General features: G+C 72.9%; 17 protein-coding genes. 4 read left to right on the top strand and 13 right to left on the bottom strand.

Annotation, left to right across the window (positions count from 1 at the left end):
* Positions 1-3 precede the first annotated feature (3 nt).
* From msrB to DI005_RS34070, 4 genes are all read right to left on the bottom strand, one after another.
* Positions 4-429, bottom strand: a complete 426-nt coding sequence (gene msrB, locus DI005_RS34085; RefSeq protein ID WP_113644824.1) for a peptide-methionine (R)-S-oxide reductase MsrB — start codon at positions 427-429, stop codon at positions 4-6.
* 10 nt (positions 430-439) lie between these two features.
* Positions 440-739 carry a hypothetical protein gene (locus DI005_RS34080; protein ID WP_112266919.1) on the bottom strand — a complete coding sequence of 100 codons (300 nt, stop codon included), beginning with the start codon at positions 737-739 and terminating at the stop codon, positions 440-442.
* Positions 740-774: 35 nt separating this feature from the next.
* The gene (locus DI005_RS34075) at positions 775-2,313 is read right to left on the bottom strand and encodes a serine/threonine-protein kinase (RefSeq protein ID WP_112268229.1); all 1,539 of its coding nucleotides are present in this window, start codon (positions 2,311-2,313) and stop codon (positions 775-777) included.
* Between the two features lie 140 nt (positions 2,314-2,453).
* Positions 2,454-3,107 carry a TVP38/TMEM64 family protein gene (locus DI005_RS34070; RefSeq protein ID WP_113644823.1) on the bottom strand — a complete coding sequence of 218 codons (654 nt, stop codon included), beginning with the start codon at positions 3,105-3,107 and terminating at the stop codon, positions 2,454-2,456.
* Positions 3,108-3,168: 61 nt separating this feature from the next.
* On the opposite strand from DI005_RS34070, the gene ligD reads away from it, so the two are divergent.
* Complete coding sequence (ligD, locus tag DI005_RS34065) at positions 3,169-4,185, top strand: non-homologous end-joining DNA ligase (protein ID WP_112268228.1); 1,017 nt, start codon at positions 3,169-3,171, stop codon at positions 4,183-4,185.
* A gap of 91 nt (positions 4,186-4,276) precedes the next feature.
* Here the strand turns inward: ligD and DI005_RS34060 are convergent, their stop codons facing one another.
* The gene (locus DI005_RS34060) at positions 4,277-4,687 is read right to left on the bottom strand and encodes a pyridoxamine 5'-phosphate oxidase family protein (RefSeq protein ID WP_112266915.1); all 411 of its coding nucleotides are present in this window, start codon (positions 4,685-4,687) and stop codon (positions 4,277-4,279) included.
* Between the two features lie 49 nt (positions 4,688-4,736).
* On the bottom strand, positions 4,737-6,011 hold the full coding sequence (locus DI005_RS34055; protein ID WP_113644822.1) for an AMP-binding protein: 1,275 nt from the start codon (positions 6,009-6,011) through the stop codon (positions 4,737-4,739).
* 57 nt (positions 6,012-6,068) lie between these two features.
* On the opposite strand from DI005_RS34055, the gene DI005_RS34050 reads away from it, so the two are divergent.
* The gene (locus DI005_RS34050) at positions 6,069-6,908 is read left to right on the top strand and encodes an endonuclease/exonuclease/phosphatase family protein (RefSeq protein ID WP_113644821.1); all 840 of its coding nucleotides are present in this window, start codon (positions 6,069-6,071) and stop codon (positions 6,906-6,908) included.
* 121 nt (positions 6,909-7,029) lie between these two features.
* Here the strand turns inward: DI005_RS34050 and DI005_RS34045 are convergent, their stop codons facing one another.
* The 4 genes from DI005_RS34045 to DI005_RS34030 form a co-directional block, all read right to left on the bottom strand.
* On the bottom strand, positions 7,030-8,583 hold the full coding sequence (locus DI005_RS34045) for an alpha/beta hydrolase (RefSeq protein ID WP_113644820.1): 1,554 nt from the start codon (positions 8,581-8,583) through the stop codon (positions 7,030-7,032).
* A gap of 75 nt (positions 8,584-8,658) precedes the next feature.
* The gene (locus DI005_RS34040) at positions 8,659-9,735 is read right to left on the bottom strand and encodes an ATP-dependent DNA ligase (RefSeq protein WP_113644819.1); all 1,077 of its coding nucleotides are present in this window, start codon (positions 9,733-9,735) and stop codon (positions 8,659-8,661) included.
* Positions 9,736-9,760: 25 nt separating this feature from the next.
* Complete coding sequence (locus DI005_RS34035; protein ID WP_112266907.1) at positions 9,761-10,078, bottom strand: hypothetical protein; 318 nt, start codon at positions 10,076-10,078, stop codon at positions 9,761-9,763.
* Positions 10,079-10,171: 93 nt separating this feature from the next.
* Positions 10,172-10,942, bottom strand: a complete 771-nt coding sequence (locus DI005_RS34030) for a pyrimidine reductase family protein (RefSeq protein ID WP_113644818.1) — start codon at positions 10,940-10,942, stop codon at positions 10,172-10,174.
* Between the two features lie 60 nt (positions 10,943-11,002).
* Here DI005_RS34030 and zapE point away from each other — a divergent pair, with 60 nt between their 5' ends.
* On the top strand, positions 11,003-12,034 hold the full coding sequence (zapE, locus tag DI005_RS34025; RefSeq protein ID WP_113644817.1) for a cell division protein ZapE: 1,032 nt from the start codon (positions 11,003-11,005) through the stop codon (positions 12,032-12,034).
* Here the strand turns inward: zapE and DI005_RS34020 are convergent.
* On the bottom strand, positions 11,969-12,607 hold the full coding sequence (locus DI005_RS34020; RefSeq protein ID WP_112266901.1) for a phosphatase PAP2 family protein: 639 nt from the start codon (positions 12,605-12,607) through the stop codon (positions 11,969-11,971). The genes zapE and DI005_RS34020 overlap by 66 nt on opposite strands.
* Before the next feature lie 55 nt (positions 12,608-12,662).
* On the opposite strand from DI005_RS34020, the gene DI005_RS34015 reads away from it, so the two are divergent.
* Positions 12,663-14,267: an ABC-F family ATP-binding cassette domain-containing protein gene (locus tag DI005_RS34015; RefSeq protein WP_199543457.1), complete on the top strand. Its 1,605-nt coding sequence runs from the start codon at positions 12,663-12,665 to the stop codon at positions 14,265-14,267.
* Between the two features lie 121 nt (positions 14,268-14,388).
* Here DI005_RS34015 and DI005_RS34010 read toward each other — a convergent pair whose 3' ends face one another.
* Entirely contained in the window at positions 14,389-15,768 is a 1,380-nt protein-coding gene (locus tag DI005_RS34010; RefSeq protein WP_113644816.1) for a DUF2252 domain-containing protein, read from the bottom strand.
* Positions 15,769-15,784: 16 nt separating this feature from the next.
* Complete coding sequence (gene rocD, locus DI005_RS34005) at positions 15,785-17,017, bottom strand: ornithine--oxo-acid transaminase (protein ID WP_113644815.1); 1,233 nt, start codon at positions 17,015-17,017, stop codon at positions 15,785-15,787.
* Between the last annotated feature and the right edge of the window lie 6 nt (positions 17,018-17,023).

Here is a 17,023-nt window from a genome sequence, read left to right as displayed (position 1 = left end):
GGGCTACGCTTCGGCGGGCACCAGGCGCAGGGCGATCGAGTTGATGCAGTAGCGCTGGTCGGTGGGCGTGCCGTAGCCCTCGCCCTCGAAGACGTGGCCGAGGTGGCTGTGGCACGTCGCGCACAGCACCTCCACGCGCACCATGCCCAGTGAGCGGTCCTCGCGCAGGATCACGGCGTCGGTGTCGGCCGGGTCGTAGAACGACGGCCAGCCGCAGTGGCTGTCGAACTTCGTGTCGCTGCGGAACAGTTCGGTGCCGCACGCGCGGCACTCGTAGACGCCGGTGGTCTTGGTGTCGGTGTACTCGCCGGTGAAGGGCCGCTCCGTGGCCGCCTGGCGGAGCACGGCGTACTCCTCGGGGCTCAGTTGGGCGCGCCATTCGTGGTCGGTCTTCTGGACGCGAGGGGACGTTCCGGCGGCGTGTTCCATGCCTTCCAGGCTACCTGGCGAGCCAGTCCAGGAGGTTGCCGAGCGTGTCCCACGCGGTGACGAGCACGCCGACGAGGATCAGGCACACCACCAGCACGGCGACGAGCCAGCGCAGGCCGCCCGCGCGGTTGCTGCCCTCGGCGAACTCGGAGACGCCGCGCAGCGAGCCCTCGATCGTGAACGCGGGCTCGCAGTGCTCCATGCGGTCGAGGTGGGCGGCGAAGGCCTGAGCCTCGGGGTCGTCCGGATCCAGGCCGATGAGCTCGTCGTCGAAACGCGAGCTGCGCCGGGATGCCTGGTCGTCGCGCATACCTCCACGGTAGGGCACGCGGGGCGGGATGCCCATCAGCCCGAGGAGCTGTTGTCCGGCCGGGTGTTGCCGTCGATCAACAGGGTGCCGCCGGAGTCGATCACGCGCATGGTCATGACCTGCGGACCGTCGCCGATGTCGACGGTGAGCTGCATGTCTACCGAGCCGTCGGGGTTGTTCTCTCGCTTGTAGGCGCTGATGCCCCGGAACGACCGGACCGTGTGGTCTTCCCAGTACTCGGCGAACTCTTCGGGGTCGTTGTCGTAGGCGGCCTTGCCCGCGGGGGAGAGCCGGCTCCAGGACCCGGCGGGGTTCGTGTAGAAGGCTTCGACGACCCCGCCTGCCAGTTTCCAGTCGACCTGGCTGCCGCTGTGCGCCGCCTGCGAGGGAGAGGTCGGGGAGGTGGGCGAGGTCTGGGTGGACGTCTGAGGGGCCTGGGTCTGGGAGTTGCCGCCGGCGTTGGGGTTCTCGTCGTTGCCGCTCGACGTGAGCACGATGGCCAGCACTACCGCGATGACGACCACCGCCGCACCGATCGCCCCGAACACGAGCGGCTTGCGTCTCGAGCCGCCGCTGCCGGCGGGCTCTTGAGGCGGGGGCACCGGCGTGCCCGCCGTGGTCGGATTGCGCGGCGGGCCGCTGGGAGCCTGGTTGCGCTGCCACGGCGGCGTGACGGACGCCGAAGCCGGTGTCACCGGCTTCGGGCCGCCCTGCTGCGCCAGGCCCAGCGGGGGAGAGACCAGGGTCGCGCCGAGGGCCTTGCCGTTGCTCTCGCCCGCGGCGAGCGCGGCGAGCCGGTCACGCGCCTCGGCCATGCTGGGCCGCTCCTCCGGCTCGGAACGAAGCAGGCTCATGAGCAGGGCCGTCGCCGGGCCGGAACGGGTGGGCGGGTTCAGCTTGCCGCTGGCCGCGGCGTACAGCAGGGCGAGCTGGTTGGTGCTGTCGCCGTAGGGAGGGAGCCCCTCGATGGAGTGGTACAGCGTCGCGCCCAGCGAGAAGACGTCGGAGGCGGGCTTCGGATCGGCGCCCCGAGCGAGTTCCGGAGCCAGGTAGGCGGGCGTGCCGCCGATCAGGCCGGTCTGGGTGAGGGTGAGGTCGCCGCTGGCCCGCGAGATGCCGAAGTCCATGATCTTGGCGACGCCGTTGTCGTCGATGAGGATGTTGCCCGGTTTGATGTCCCGGTGCACGATCCCCGCGCGGTGCGCCGCCACCAGCGCCGCGGCCACCTGCTCTCCGATCCTCGCCACCTCGGCGACGGGCAGAGTGCCACGCTCGGCCAGGATCGCGGAGAGGCTCTGCGAGGGCAGGTATTCCATGACGAGACACGGGTCACCCTCGTGCTCGGCGATGTCGAACACCACGATCGCGTTGGGATGCTGGAAGCGCGCGGCGTTCTTCGCCTCGCGCATGGCGCGCTGGCGGACGATGGCCCGCTCGGACTCGCTCAGCCCCGGCTGCGTCAGGATCTGCTTGACGGCGACCGAACGCTCCAAACGCTCATCGATCGCCCGCCAGACGATGCCCATGGCACCGCTGCCGATGTGCTCGACGAGGCGATAGTGGCCTGCGATCAACTGACCGGTGTCGATGACGCCTACTCCTCGGCTGCTTCTCGCGATCGTGAATGGACCCAGCGCGATGATCCGGTTCGCGCCCCGACCGAGTGTAGCGGTGTCCACTCGATGACCCACGTGAACCGCCGGTGTGCGCCGGATCAGTTCAGCGCGCGTTCAGGTTCCGGGGGATGCGGCTGTGCCGGTCCTGTCGTGCGGATGACGCGGAGCAACCCTAGCGCGCCCAGTCCGGCGAAGACCACATAGCAGGCAAGCAAAAGCGGCGGCGTGGTCCCGGTGAGCGCGTCACCGAGCACGACCACCGCGACGGTGCCGGGAAAACTGCCCAGCGCGGTTCCCAGCAGGTAGGGGCGCAACCGGATCGACGACACGCCGCAGCAATAACTGAACGGTGCAAAGGGAATCACGGGAATCAGCCGCAGCGACGCGACGGCCAGCGCACCGCCGTCCGCGAGCCGGTCGTTGACCGCGCGGACCGGAGTGCGGTGCAGTTGCCGGAAGACGGCGTCCCGGCCGAGGCCCCTGGCCAGCAGGAATCCGAGCAGGCCCGACACCACGGTGGCCGTGAGCGCGACCACGATGCCCACCACGTCGCCGAGCAACAGGCCGGCGGCCAGGTTGAACACCGTGCGGGGTATGGGAATCACGGTGAACACCGCGTACGCCACGAGAAACAGCACCACCGCGGCGGCGCCCGCGTCCTCGGCCGTCGCGCGCAGCTCGGCCGGGCTGGGGACCGGCAGGGTGAGCGCCGCCACCACGAACGCCACGACCAGGACGAGTCCGATGATCATCTTGGTTCTGCCTGCCACCTCTTCACGGTAGTGCACGCGCGTTCACGGCTAAGCTCACGTGGTGGCCAGACACGGCGAAGCGGTGGAGTACCAGGTCGGCGCGCGCACGGTGCGGGTGTCCAATCCGGACAAGGTGTACTTCCCCGAGCGCGGCATTACCAAGCGCCAGGTCGTGGAGTACTACCTCGCGGTGGCGGATCCGTTGCTGCTGGCGATCGGCGACCGGCCGACCACGCTGAAACGCTTCGTCGACGGCGTCGCGGGCGAGCCCTTCTACGCCAAGCGCCTGCCGAAGGGCGCTCCCGGGTGGGTGGCCACGGCGCGGGTCACGTTCCCGTCGGGCCGGACGGCCGACCAGGTGTGCCCCACCGAGCCCGCCGTGCTCGCGTGGGCGGCGAACCTCGGCACCCTGGACTTCCACCCGTGGCCGGTGCGCAGCGCCGACACCGATCACCCCGACGAGCTGCGCATCGACGTCGACCCGCCGGACACCGCCGGGTACGCCGACGCCGTGCACGTCGCCGGCGTGGTGCGCGAGGTGCTTGCCGACGCGGGCCTCACCGGCTATCCGAAGACGTCGGGTGGTCGCGGCGTGCACGTGCTCGTCCGTATCCGGCCGGACTGGGATTTCGTCGACGTGCGGCATGCGGTGATCGCGCTGGGCCGGGAGGTGGAGCGGCGCACGCCGGACCGGGCGACGATCGCGTGGTGGAAGGAGGAGCGTGGTGGCCGGGTGTTCCTCGACTACAACCAGGCGGCGCGCGACCGCACGGTCGCCTCGGCGTGGTCGGTGCGGGGCACGCCACGCGCGACCGTCTCGATGCCGCTGACCTGGGCCGAGCTGGCCGAGGCCGATCCGGACGACTTCGACGTGCTGACGGTGCCGGGCCTGCTCGCCGAGCGCGGCAACCCGCACGCGGGCATCGACGGCGAGGCGTTCGGGATCGAGCAGCTGCTCGAGTGGTACGCCCGCGATCAGCGGGACCACGGACTCGGCGACCTGCCCTACCCGCCGGACCACCCCAAGATGGCGGGGGAGCCGAAGCGCGTGCAGCCCAGCAGGGCCCGCCCGGACTGACGCGGTGACGGCCCCGTTCGCCGCGGTGCCGACTGCCCCCCAAGGCCACCTTTGTTGCGCTCAACGCAACAAAGGTGGCCTTGGGGGTCGTTCACGCGGTGCCGTTGCGCAGGGCGTAGCCGCTGACGAACTCGGGCGGGATCCGGATGAGCGCGCCCGGCCGCAGGCCTGTCCACGGCCGCAGCAGCAGCTCGCACCTCTCGGCGGCGGTCCCGCTCACGAGTTCGGCCTTGCCCGTGATGCTCACGCTCCAGCCGAGCTGGTGCTCCGGGTCGATGACGCCGGCCTCGTAGGCCACGATCTGTCCCACCGCCGAGTTGAGCTCGGAGCCGGAGTGGCTGCGGATGATCACGTCGCCCTCGTGGAGCACGTGCGTGGCGGGCCGGATCGCGGGCAGCGCGTGGAGGGTGAAGGCGACCCGCCCGAACGCCACGGTGCCGAGGAGCCGCAGGGCGGCGGTGGTGCTCAGCTCGTCGATGCGCCGGATGTCGGCGTCGCTCATCAGGGCAGTATTCGGCTGGTCCGGTCGGTGCCCATAGGGCACAAGGTCCTCAGGTGCCCGGGTGACCGTTCACCCGGCCAAGACAGCGGAAACCGCCGTCGGCGGTGAGCACGCCGAGGTCGCCGGTCGCGAACCAGCCGTCGTCGGTGAGCGGCGGTGGCTCGGGCTCCGGGTGGCCGAGGTAGGCGTCCACGACCGCGTAGCCGCGGAACTGCAGCTCTCCCTGCTCACCCGCGGGCAGCGCCCGCCCCGACACCGGGTCCGTCACTCGGACCTCGAGTTCCGACGACACCGTCCTGCCGCCCGCGTGCCACCGGGCCGGCGTTGGCGAGTCGCCCGGCCAGAGCGCCGAGGGAACGAGCACCTCCGCGGAGCCGTAGACGCCGGTGCTGACGACCCCGAGTTCCTTCTCGGCCCAGCCCGGAGCCTCCGGATCGCCACCCGTCGTCCCGAGCACGCCCAGCCAGCGCCACGTGGGCAGAGGGCGATGCCCTCGGTGCCACGCCCCGGCGAGTCGTCGCGCGGTGCCCTCGTCGGCGACGAGCTGGGTGGCGCCGAAGCGGGCCATGTCGTCGAGCAGTGTGTCCTCGTCGCAGTCGGGCTCCAGCAGACAGCCGGCACCGCCCGCGAGTGCGGCGAAGGCGACGCAGAAGCCGGGCACGCCGGTCAGGGGCCCCGTGCACGCCATGAGGTCGTTGTCGCGGATGCCGAGTGCCTCGGCCACGGCGAGGGAGTGCCGCACGATCGCCGACTCGCGGTGGGCGGCCAGCCCCGGCGCGAACGCCACGGCCAGCTCGTCGCCGCGGGTCTTCGGCATCGGCATGCCCGCCGTCGTCGCGCTGGGCAGCCACGCCCCGCCGCCGATGTCCCACGGCGAGGGGTCGATGGGCGCGCTGCCGTTCGGGCCCGCGATCACGGCCACCGCGGGCACGGGCGCGTCCGCGGCGGCGACGGCCTCCCGCAGCGCCGCGACCAGCCCGTTGCCGTTCTCGCCTGCCGGGAGCGCGACGACCCTCGGCCTCGTCCTGCCGAGCACCGGAACCACGGCCTCCCGCGCGGTGCGCGGGTCGAGACCCACGACGTGGGCGCCGAGCGACGCGGCCGCGATGTGCCAGTCCAGGACGTCGGACCAGTTGGGCAGCCACACGACCACGCCGTCACCACGGCCGACGCCCGCCGTCGCGAGATCCGCGCGCAGCTGAAGCGTGCGCCGCCAAAGCTCGGAGCGGCTCACGTGAACGGGCTGTCCGGGATCGGCATCGATCGCGATGAGTGCGTGCGGGTCGCGCTTGGTCAGGCCAGCGAGCAACGACAGAAGATTCACCGCGCGTCAGCGAAACATCCCCCACGGTCCGCGTCAAGTGGCAGTAAGTTGATCGCCATGCGAGGCCGCCGCATGATCGTCATCGCACTGGCCGTGGTATTGCTCGCGACCCCCGGGGCGGGCGCGCGCGAGGAGACGACGCTGCGGGTGCTGAGCTTCAACGTGCACGCGGGCACCGGAGTGGACGGCACCTTCGACCTGGTGAGGACCGCGGAGGCCATCCGGGCGACCGGGGCCGACGTGGTGGGCCTTCAAGAGGTGGACGTGCACTGGTCGGAGCGCAGCCGCTACACGGACCAGGCGGCCGAGCTGGCTCGGCTCACCGGCATGCGGGTGTTCTTCGCGCCGATCTACGACCTGGACCCGGAGCCGGGACACGGGCAGCGGCGCCGGTACGGCGTGGCGGTGCTCAGCAGGCACCCGATCGTGGCCGCGGTGAACCACCAGCTCACCCGCCTGCCCACGGTGAATCCGGATCCGGTGCCCGAGCTCGCGCCCGGCTTCGCCGAGGTGGTCGTGTCGGTGCGCGGCGAGCCGGTTCACGTCTACGTCACTCACCTCGACCACCGGCCGGACCCCGCGGTGCGGGCGACCCAGGTGCGCGAGATGGTCGCCGTCCTCGACCGGGCGCCGCCGGGGGCGCGGCAGGTGCTGACGGGCGACCTCAACGCGGAGCCGGACGCGCCCGAGCTGGCGCCGCTGTTCGCCCGCGTCACCGACGCCTGGCGGGCCGCGCCGGGGGCGGGGGAGGGCCGCACCTACCCGGCATCCGCGCCGGCGTCCCGCATCGACTACGTCACCTTCTCCGGCCCGCTGCGCGCCACGCACGCCTCCGTGCCCGCGACAACGGCGTCCGACCACCGCCCCGTGCTGGCGGAGCTGACCGAGCCGCAGTGAAGGCCACCATGCCTGCGCCCACCCGTCTCCCGCCACCACCCAAACGGAGGCGCTGCGCGCCGCTGTGTTCGATCAACGCAGGCATGGTGGCCTTCACTGCGGCTGGCCCTTACCGCGGGAGCTAGGCGGGGCAGAGGGTGCCGTCCCTCGGGACCTTGCCGTCGGCCAGGAACGCGCGCACGGCCTCAGCCACGCAGGGCGAGCCGAGGGCGCCGTGGCCCGCGCCCTGCCACGCGATCCGCACCGCGCTCGGGATCTGCTCCGCCGCGCGGATCGTGCCCTGCTCGGGCGTCACCGGGTCGGTCGCGGTGCTCACCACGACCATCGGCGGGGCGCCGTCGCCCCCGATCTCGGGCAGCGCCTCCCTGCGGCTCGGCCACGGGCTGCACCACGTGAGCTCCTGCGCCACCAGTGCGCCGAACACCGGGTGCTTGGTGCCGAGCTCCCCGGTGACCCGGGTCAGCTGATCGGCGGGCAGCCGCGTCGAGGTGTCGTTGCAGCGTGTGGCGAGCGCGCCGTCGAGCCGGGCCGCGGCCACGTCGCTGTCCAGCAGGTACGGCTCGACGAACGCCGTCAGCGGGCCCCCGTTGCCACCCCTGGCCGCGGCGATGGCGTCGGCGAGCTCCGGCCAGCGCTCCCGTTCGGCGAGCCCCGTGAGGACGGCTCGCAGGGACAGCGCCCGCCCGAGCGTCACCCCGCTGTCGGTCACCAGCGGAGCCCCGGCGAGCTGATCGGCGAGCGAGGTCACGGCGGCGCGCGCGTCGGCGCCGAGCGGGCAGCCCCGGCTCGCGCAGTCCTCGGCGAAGGCGTCGAGCGTCGCCTCGGCGCCGCCCGCGACGCCGTCGAGCACAGCGGCGAGGTCGGCCGAGGGGTCGGGAACGCCGTCGAGCACCACCCGGCCGACCCGGTCCGGGTAGCGGGCGCCGTAGATCGCGACGACCTTCGAGCCCTCGCCGTGGCCGAGCGCGCTGAGGCGGTCGAGCCCCAGCTGCTGGCGCAGCTCGTCGAGATCGCCCGCCGCGCGCCAGCTGTCGAGCGCGCCCTGCTCCTCCTCCAGGTTGATGGCACACTGCTGGCCCGCCGTGCGGGCCGCGTCCAGCGCGGGCTCGACCCCGCGCTCCGGGTCGTGGCCGAGCAGGGTGGCACGCACCTCGCTGGGAATGCAGCGCACCGCGTCGGAGTCGCCGGTGCCCCTGCGGTCGATGCCGATCAGGTGGAACTTCCGCAGCAGCGCCTCGGGCAGCCGCGCGGCGAGCCGGGCGGCGTAGAGGGTGCCGGGCTCGCCGTCGACGTCGTTGACCACCGCGAGCGGGATGGGGCCCGTGCCGACCTTCAGCAGGGCCATGCGCGTGATGCCGCGGCGGGGCAGGTCTGGCGCGTCGAGGGTCGTGGTGATGCGCGCGCACGAGAAGTCCAGCGTGCCGGGCACCTGCCGGTCGCCGAGCCGGGCGCGGGTCTCCGGGCCGCAGTCGGCCCACGCGATGTCGCTCGCGCCGGGCTCCTCAAGGCCGGGCAGCGGCACCTGCCGGGGCGTGGTCGGCTGCCCGGACGGGGCCGGGCCGTCGTTCTCGACCACGGCGGGCCGCGTGGACGGCCCCGCCGTGCACCCTGCGAGGATCAGCCCCCCGGCCAGCGCGGCGACGGTCAGACGACGGGCACGACCACGGCGCGGCACTGGTTCGGTCCTCACTTCCCCTGGCTGGAGCCCTGCGACGCGGTCAACCCTCGCATGCGGGCGGTGAGGGGGACGTTAGCGGGTTCGCCTGACCTCGCCGTGGAAGACGGCGTCGAGGTCGTAGCGCGCCGGTTCGTCGAGCTGGGCGTAGTCGCACGACGCGGGGTCGCGATCGGGCCGCCAGCGCGCGAACTGGGCGGTGTGCCGGAACCGCGCGGGATGCCCGCCCTCGGTGTGCTCGTAGCCGACCTCGACCACGCGCTCTGGCCGCAACGGCACCCACGGCTGCTCGTTCGGCCGCCAGCGGTTGACCCCGCCGGGCAGGCGCTGGTGCTCCACCACCGCGTCGCCGAGCCACGGGTGCGGGCCCTCGGTGATCAGTGGCGCCAGCTCGGTGGCCAGCTCCTTCCGCCGCTGCGCGGGGAACGCGCCGACCACACCGACGTGGTGCAGCACACCGGCGTCGTCGTGCAGTCCGAGCAGCAGTGAGCCCACGGACTCGCCGGGTTCGGTGTCCACGTGCCAGCGCAGGCCCGCGACGACGCAGTCGGCCGTGCGGGAGTGCTTGTACTTGACCATCGAGCGCTTGCCGGGGACGTACGGCTCGGCGAGCGGCTTGCCGATGACGCCGTCCAGCCCGGCGCCCTCGAACAGCTCGAACCAGTGCCGCGCGGTGGCGGGGTCGGTGGTCGCGGGCGTCAGGCGGATGTCCTCGCCCGCCAGCTCCGTCAGAGCCTCCCTGCGCGCGCTCGTCGGCTCCTCCAGCAGCGCGCGGTCGCCGATCGCCAGCACGTCGAAGGCGATGAAACTCGCGGGAGTCTGCTCGGCGAGCAGGTTGATGCGGCTCGCCGCGGGGTGGATCCGCTCGGTGAGCGCGTCGAAGTCGAGCCTGCCGCCGCGGCCGACCACCAGTTCGCCATCGAGAACCACGCGCTCGGGCAGCGTCTCGGCCAGCTCGGCGAGGACCTCGGGAAAGTACCGGTCGAGGGGCTTGAGCGAGCGTGACTGGAGGGTCAGCTCGTCGCCGTCGCGGAAGACGAGGCAGCGGAAGCCGTCCCACTTCGGCTCGAACAACAGGTCCGCGGAGTCCGGGATCCGCTTGGCCGCCTTGGCGAGCATGGGCTTGACGGGCGGTGTCACCGGCAGGGGCATGTGCTCACCGTACGCGCCTGCGCGGTCAGCGCGGCGGCAACCCGCCCGCATCGTCCACAGTGGAGACCACACCGGCGACCTCGACGTTCACCGCCATGTCCCCGGCCACGGACCGCACCAGCTCGCGCAGCCGGGCCGTCACCTCGGGCAGTGGCCGGTCCAGGTACAGCACCACACCGAGCACCACCGGCCCGGTCGGACTGGCCACGCGCACACCCGCCACCCGCCCGCCGGGCACGTACGTGGCGACGAGGCCGAGTGATCCCGCGTCGAGCCGGACCACGGCCGGATCGGCGCTCACCGCGTGCGCGATCCGGTCCGCGAGCTCCGCGATCGTCGTCATGGGCGCCTCTTCCTTCTCCGGGGGCGTTCTGAGATGGAACCCCCGCGACCGCCCTCGCGCGAGCCCCGGCGCGCCCGGATTCGCCCGAACGGGTCAGTCCTCGCGTACGGCCCTGCGGTAGCGCAGCATCGTGAAGCCGTCCTCGTGGAGCAGCGAGGCCAGCTCCATCCGGCGCGGCACGTCGGTCGCCCGCCCGGTCACGATGCGGTCCGCGCCGGCACCGGCCAGCAGCGGCGCGAGCGTGAGGCACAGCTGATCGACCAGGTCCTCGGCGACGAGTGTCGCGAACAGGTGCGGCCCGCCCTCGCAGTTGACGCGGTAGAGCCCGCGCGCGGCCAGCACGTCCAGCGCGGCCTTGACGTCCACGCCGTGCTCCCCGGCGACCACCACCTCCGCGCCGGCGTCGGCGAGCGCGGCCCTGCGGCCGGCGGACGCGGCCTCGGTGGTGAGGATGATCGGCGGCACGGTCGTGTCGGTGACGATCAGGTCGTCCGGCTCGATCGTGCAGCGCCCGGTTACCACGGCGATCGGCGGCACGTCGGCGAGACCGAGCCGCCGCCTGCGCTCGACGCGGCGCTCGCCGGCCCGCGCGCCGCGGTAGTTCTCCGCCTTGACGGTGCCCGCTCCCACCAGCACCACGTCGGCGAGGTCCCGGCCGAGCGCGAAGATCCGCTTGTCGGCGGGGTGGGACAGGCCCTCGGAGCGGTCGGACACGGTCACGGCGCCGTCGGCCGAGGACACGAAGTTGGCCTGCACCCACGGCCGGGTCAGCCCGGCGGGATAGGCGTAGATGCGTTCCAGGTCCGCGTCGGTCAGGGGGCCGGACGAGGTCGGGTCGGCTGGTACGGGCCACAACTGGTGCACGGATCACATCCCAGCACGGCGAGCGGGGCCAGGCCATCCGGGGCGGTTAACCTGGCTTTCATGCCTGCCGGGAAGCTCACCGAACGCCAGCCCGAGATCGGCGCCGACGAGCTGATCACCACGCTCGTGCCGCCGCCTCGCTTCGACGGTGTCCGCTTCTCGACCTACGTGCCCAACCCCGGCGAGCCGAGCCAGGCCGCCGCGGTGGAGTCGTGCTCGGCGTTCGCGGAGCGCGTCGGTGAGGCGAAGCCCAGATCCGGCTGGCGGTCGCTGTTCGGCAAGAAGGCCGAGCAGGGCAAGCCGGGCCTCTATCTCGACGGCGGCTTCGGCGTCGGCAAGACCCACCTGCTCGCCTCGATCTGGCACGCGGTGCCGGGCCCCAAGTCCTACGGCACGTTCGTGGAGCTCACGCACGTGGTGGGCGCGCTCGGGTTCGCCGAGGCCGTGCGGCGGCTCTCGGAGCACCGGTTGCTCGCGATCGACGAGTTCGAGCTCGACGACCCCGGCGACACCATGCTGGTCAACCGGCTCCTGCGCGAGCTGACCGAGGCGGGCGTGTACGTGGCTGCGACGTCCAACACGCTGCCCGACAAGCTCGGAGAGGGGCGCTTCGCCGCGGAGGACTTCCTGCGCGAGATCCAGGCGCTGTCGGCGAAGTTCGACGTGGTGCGGGTCGACGGGCCCGACTACCGGCACCGCGGCCTGCCCGACCCGCCGGAGCCGCTCGCCGACGAGGAGCTGACCGCGTCGGCCGAGGCGCGGCCCGGCTCGACGCTCGACGACTTCGACGCGCTGTGCGACCACCTCGCGCGCCTGCACCCCTCCCGCTACGGCAGGCTCGTCGACGGCGTCTCCGCCGTGCACCTGCGCGGCGTGCGCCCCGCCGACGACCAGGCCATCGCACTGCGGCTCGTGGCGTTCGCCGACCGGCTCTACGACCGTGCGATCCCGGTGCTCGTGTCCGGCGGGTCCCTGGGCGGGCTGTTCACCGAGGAGATGCTCGCGGGCGGCTACCGCAAGAAGTACCTACGCGCCGTCAGCAGGCTCACGGCGCTCGCCCGGGACGCCGCGGCTTCGCCGGTGTCCGGCTGAGGCGGCTCCGGCCGAGGCGAGTCCGAGCGTCACCGCGGCCGCGAACGCCGCGCCGCCCACCACGTCGGTGAGGTAGTGGTAGTTCAGCCCGACCATGCCGATCCCGGCGAGCGCGGTGAGCATCGCGCCCACGACGACCGTCGCGAGACGTCGCGCACCCGGCGCCGTGAACAGTGCCAGCAGGGTCAGCACCGTCACCAGGCTCACCGTGTGCCCGCTCGGGTAGGCGAGATGGTCGTCGTAGTGGCGGCCGAACGCGGGCTTGAGCACCCACGTGTTGACCGGGATCGCCACCGTGGGCGCGGCGACCACGAGCGCCACCAGGTCCCAGCGCCTGCGCCCTCCTGCGACGGCGACGAGAACGGCGAGCGCTCCGAGCACCACGGGGAACTCGGTGGGGAGCACGAACGCGGTGAGCAGGCCGTCGCCGAACGCGGACTCCACGCCTTTCTCGATCGCGGCGTCGAACGCCCCCGCGGAGCGCTCGCCCGCGAACGGCAGGCCGAGCACGAGCGTGACCACCGCGCAGGCGGCGGCGAGCAGCGGCGCATGACGGGGCGGCACGGTGTTCATGCTGCCCGACTCTGCGGCGGAATTCGGTCGCGGGCGTGCTGGCCGATCGGCGACCATGCGACCCGTGGGATTTCTGGAGGCGAGCGGGCTCGCGTACCGCCTTGACAACGGCAGGGAACTGTTCCGCGACGTGTCGTTCCGGGTGGGAGCGGGGGACGTCGTGGCCCTCGTCGGCGACAACGGAGCGGGCAAGACCACCCTGCTGCGGATCCTCGCCGGGGAGGTGCCGCCGCGCGCGGGCGGTTCGACGGCGCAGGGCGGACTCGCCGTCATGCCGCAGTTCATCGGCTCGGTCCGCGACGACCGCACGGTTCGCGACCTGCTGCTGGCCGTGGCCCCGCGCCCGGTGCGTGACGCGGCCGCGAGCCTGGACGCCGCCGAGCTCGCGCTCATGGACGCCGATGACGAGAAGACCCAGCTGCGCTACGCGGACGCGCTCACGGCGTGGGGCGAGGCGGGCGGCTACCAGGCCGAGGTGCTGTGGGACACGGTGACGGTCGCCGCGCTCGGGGTGCCGTTCGACACCGCCCGGTTCCGGGAGGTCCGCACGCTCTCCGGGGGCGAGCAGAAGCGGCTGGTGCTGGAGGCGCTGCTGCGCGGGCCGGAGCAGGTGCTGCTGTTCGACGAGCCGGACAACTATCTCGACGTGCCCGGCAAGCGCTGGCTCGAGGAGCGGCTCATCGACACCGGCAAGGCCGTGCTCCTGGTCAGCCACGACCGGGAGCTGCTGGCCCGCGCCGCGACCCACATCGTCACCGTCGAGGGTGGCACGGCGTGGGTGCACGGCGGCGGGTTCGGCGACTGGCACGCGGCGCGGGTCGCGCGGGCCGACCGGATGGCGGAGCTGCGCAGGCGCTGGGACGAGAAGCACGAGCAGCTCAAGGAGCTGGTGCGCTCGCTGCAGCGCGCCGCGACCATCAGCGACGTGATGGCCAACCGCTACAAGGCGGCACAGACGCGGCTGCGCAGGTTCGAGGAGGAGGGCGCGCCGCCGCTGCCGCCGAAGGAACAGCGCGTCAGGCCGCGGCTGCGCGGCGGGCGCACCGGCATCCGGGCCATCACGTGCGAGTCGCTGGAGCTGACCGGGCTCATGGCGCCGTTCGACCTGGAGGTGTTCTTCGGCGACCGGGTGTGCGTGCTGGGCGCGAACGGCTCCGGCAAGAGCCATTTCCTGCGCCTGCTGGCGGGGGAGCCCGTGCGGCACGCGGGCGCGTACCGGCTCGGCGCCCGCGTGGTGCCCGGCCTCTTCGCACAGACCCACCAGCACCCCGAATGGGAGGGCCGGACATTGCTCGACGTGCTGCACCGCGGCGAGGGCAGGCGGCAGGGCATGGATCGCGGGACGGCCACCGCGGCGCTGAGCCGCTACGGCCTCGCCGCGTCGGCCGAGCAGCGGTTCGAGACGCTCTCCGGCGGTCAGCAGGCGCGGTTCCAGGTGCTCCTGCTCGAACTGTCGGGGGCGACGCTGCTGCTGCTCGACGAGCCCACCGACAACCTGGACCTCGTGTCGGCGGAGGCGTTGCAGCAGGCGCTGGAGGAGTACACGGGCACGGTGGTGGCGGTGACCCACGACCGCTGGTTCGCCGACTCCTTCGACCGGTTCCTGCGCTTCGAGGAGGACGGCACAGTCTCGGAGGTCGCGAGCGCCGCCGTGGGCTAGCCCAGCCGCAGTGAAGGCCACCTTGCCTGCGTTGAATCAACACAGCGGCGCGCCAGCGTCTCCGTCTGGGTGGTGGTGGGAGACGGGCGGGCGCAGTGAAGGTGGCCTTCACTGCGGTCGGTCAGTCCTCGTCTTCCTCCGCCTCGAGTTTGCCGTCGCGGACGGCGGCGACGAGCTCGGCGTGGTCGGCCTCGGTCTGGTCCGCGTAGCGCACGGCGTAGCGGCCGACGGCCTCGTCCATGTCCTCGTCGTCGGAGAAGTAGCCCGCCAGCAGCCTCGGGTCGATCGAGCGCGCGTGTGCCCGCGCGAGCAGCGCGCCCGCCAGCCTGCCGTAGTCGTCGAGGTGGTCGCCCTTGAGCCCGGTGGGGTCGATGTCGCCCTTCAGGTTCCGGAACTGCCGCACGATGAACGGCCTGCCCTCGATGGTCGTCCAGCCGAGCAGGATGTCGGTCTCCGCCTGCACGAGCCGGGCTCCGTGCACGATGCGGCGCCCCTCGTGCCCGGCGGGCTCGACGTTAAGGTATTCCTCCAAAGCGGACGGACGGGCCTCCTTGAGCTGCAGCACGAGCACCTCGTCGCCGTTGCCGTGCAACAGCGCGATGTAGCAGCGCCAGCCGACGCTTCCCGTGCCGACCACGCGGAAGGCCACATCGGACACCGTGTAGCGGGCGATCAGGTCACGCCGCGACTCGCGCAAGGTGTCCACATAGGATTCAAGCCCGTCGATCACGGCCTCGGCGGTCCGTTCGTCGACCCTCGTCCGCACGGGCGGGTCCTCCACGAAGCGCAGCCGCCGCAGCCCACTCTCGTGCTCGTACTCCCGGGTTCCCTTCGCGGCGACCTTCGCGCTCGTGTTCTTGCGGGCCTTGGCGGCTGCCCGCTCGAAGTCGTCGATCAGCTCGTCGGCCTTCGCCTTGGCCACCACGGACGCGTCGGGCAGCGCGTTCCACGAGCGCAGGAACGGCAGCTCGGCGAGCCCGCGCACGACGCGACGGTAGGACTTCACCACGTCCTCGGCCGACTCGAGGCACTGCTTCTCCGACACGCCACCCTCTCGCCCCGCCAGCACGAGGCTCGCCGCGAGGCGCTTGAGATCCCACTCCCACGGCCCCGGCACCGTCTCGTCGAAGTCGTTGATGTCCATCACGATCTCGCCGTCCGGCGTGCCGTACAGGCCGAAGTTCGCGGCGTGGGCGTCCCCGCACAGCTGCGCGGTCAACCCGCTCGCCGGTGTGCCGGCCAGATCCGCGGCCATCAGCCCGGCCGCCCCGCGGAAGAAGGAGAACGGTGAGGCGATCATCCGGCCGATCCGCAGGGGCAGCAGCCGCGGCAGCCGCCCGGCGTTGCTCGCCTCGACGTAGGCGAGCACGCCGGGCCTGCGCGGGCTCACGGGGTCGTGATCGTGGGAACCGGCCGGCACGGCGTCGCGCAGCGCCTTGCCCCGGGCCAGCACGTCCTCGGAGCTCACGGGGGTGCGAAGGTCGATCCCGTCTCGGGTCATGCCCCCATCTTGCCCGTCAGCGCGCCCGCACGACCTTCTCGATCGCGTCGATTCCCTGGTCGAGCTCGTCACGGCCGATCACGAGCGGGGGCGCGACGCGCAGGGTCGCGCCGTGCGTCTCCTTGCACAGCACGCCGCGGGCCATGAGCGCCTCCGAGGCTTCGCGTCCGGCGAGCCCGCCCGGCGCGATGTCGATCCCCGCCCACAGGCCGCGGCCGCGCACCTCGCTCACGCCGTGACCGATCAGCTCGCCCAGCCGCGCGTGCAGGTGCGCCCCGAGCGTGGTGGCCCGCTCCTGGAACTCGCCCGTCTCCAGCAGCCGCACCACGGCCCGGCCCACCGCGCACGCGAGCGGGTTGCCGCCGAAGGTGGAGCCGTGCTCACCGGGTCGCAGCACGCCGAGCACGTCGGCGCGCCCGGCCACCGCCGACACGGGCACGATCCCGCCGCCGAGCGCCTTGCCGAGCGTGTAGAGGTCGGCGCGCACGCCCTCGTGGTCGAGCGCGAGCACCGGGCCGGTGCGCGCGAGCCCCGACTGGATCTCGTCGGCGATCAGCAGCGCGCCCGCCTCGTCGCACAGCTCACGTGCCCGCGCGAGGTAGCCGGGCGGCGGCACGATCACACCCGCCTCGCCCTGGACGGGCTCCAGCAACACCGCCGCGGTGCGTTCGGTGATCGCCGCAGTCAGCGCCGCCTCGTCGCCGTAGGGCACGACGACGAAGCCGGGCGTGAACGGGCCGAAGTCCGCACGGGCCGTCTCGTCGGTGGAGAACGACACGATCGTGGTGGTGCGGCCGTGGAAGTTCGACGCGGCGACCACGATCTCCGCGGTGCCGTCCGGGATGCCCTTGACGCGGTATGCCCACTTGCGCGCGACCTTGAGCGCCGACTCCACCGCCTCGGCGCCCGAGTTCATCGGCAGCACCTTCTCGGTGCCGGTGAGCGCGGCGAGCTCCTGGCAGAAGCGGCCCAGCTGGTCGTGGTGGAACGCGCGCGAGGTGAGCGTGACCCGGCCGAGCTGCCCGACCGCGGCGGCCACGAGCGCGGGGTGGCGGTGGCCGAAGTTGAGCGCCGAGTAGCCGGAGAGGAAGTCGAGGTAGCGCCTGCCGTCGACGTCGGTGACCCACGGGCCCTCCGCCTCGGCGATCACGACCGGCAGCGGGTGGTAGTTGTGCGTGCTCCACCGCTCGTCGAGCGCGATCAGGTCGGCGGTCGTGGTGCTGGTGGTGCCGTCGGCGAAGGTCGTCATACGTTC

The sequence above is a fragment of the Prauserella sp. PE36 genome (genome assembly GCF_003311655.1).
Classification (GTDB): domain Bacteria; phylum Actinomycetota; class Actinomycetes; order Mycobacteriales; family Pseudonocardiaceae; genus Prauserella_A; species Prauserella_A endophytica.
Note: the sequence above shows the minus strand (reverse complement) of the source record. Positions and strands in the feature narration are given on the sequence as shown.